Source organism: Vibrio sp. Vb1980 (genome assembly GCF_033338615.1).
Lineage (GTDB): Bacteria > Pseudomonadota > Gammaproteobacteria > Enterobacterales > Vibrionaceae > Vibrio > Vibrio alginolyticus.
In genome coordinates this window covers 1-642 of the sequence record NZ_JAWOSZ010000098.1, presented here as the reverse complement: position 1 = coordinate 642, position 642 = coordinate 1, and the positions used below count along the sequence as shown (strand labels likewise).

General features: G+C 48.4%; 1 pseudogene. It reads right to left on the bottom strand.

Annotated elements, in window-relative coordinates:
* A pseudogene (locus tag R7F64_RS23960) lies at positions 1-642 on the bottom strand (RNA polymerase-associated protein RapA); the annotation flags it as partial.

The window sequence follows — 642 nt, the reverse complement described above, 5'->3', positions numbered from 1 at the left end:
ATTGGCGTTTTCGGTAAGAAACGAGTGATACCGCTGCGTTTTGGTGCTTGCGCATCTACCGCGTAAATCAGCTCAAGCAGAATCGTACCAACTGGCAACGCCTTGTTTTTCAACAGAGATACCGCAGAAGTACCCACACCTTCACTCATCAGAAGATCGATACCACCTTGGATCATTGGGTGTTCCCAACTGATGAAGTGCATGTCTTCACGAGAAAGCGCTGTATCGCGATCAAAAGTGATCGTCGCACCTTCGTATGGCAAACCAGGGTAGCTTGGCACCATCATGTGCTCTGATGGCGTCACCACCAGTGCATTTTCGCCTTTGTCGTCTTGGTTCAAACCAATCGTATCAAACAGCGAAAGCGCAAACGTGACTAGGTTTGTATCACCATCAGTTGATTCAATTTTCTCAACGATTTGCTGAGCTTTTTCGCCGCCGTTAGAGTGCATTTCTAGCAAGCGGTCACGACCTTGCTCTAGTTGCGATTTCAATTCTTTGTTCAGCTTCGCTGATTCTTCGATGATCTCATCCAGAGTGCTGGTGTCTCCTGACGCCAGAATCTCAATCAGGGCGTCTGAGTACTTGTCGTAAACCGCACGACCTGTCGGGCAGGTTTCTGCAAAGGCGTTCAAACCTTCA